Source organism: Phormidium sp. CCY1219 (genome assembly GCF_035615515.1).
Classification (GTDB): Bacteria; Cyanobacteriota; Cyanobacteriia; order Cyanobacteriales; family Laspinemataceae; genus CCY1219.
On record NZ_JAJENT010000037.1, the window covers coordinates 1 to 299 of the forward strand.

The 299-nt window shown below is 50.5% G+C and carries 1 pseudogene; it reads left to right on the forward strand.

Annotation, left to right across the window (positions count from 1 at the left end):
- Nucleotides 1-299 (forward strand): annotated as a pseudogene (locus tag LKK83_RS00330) (photosystem II q(b) protein); the annotation flags it as partial.

The window sequence follows — 299 nt, forward strand, 5'->3', positions numbered from 1 at the left end:
GAAACCACCGAAACCGAATCTCAAAACTACGGTTACAAATTCGGACAAGAGGAAGAAACCTACAACATCGTTGCAGCTCACGGCTACTTCGGTCGTTTGATCTTCCAATACGCTTCTTTCAACAACAGCCGCAGCTTGCACTTCTTCTTAGCTGCTTGGCCGGTGGTTGGCATCTGGTTTACCGCTTTGGGTATTTCCACGATGGCCTTCAACCTCAACGGTTTCAACTTCAACCAGTCCATCATCGACTCTCAAGGTCGCGTGGTGAACACCTGGGCCGACGTGATCAACCGCGCCAA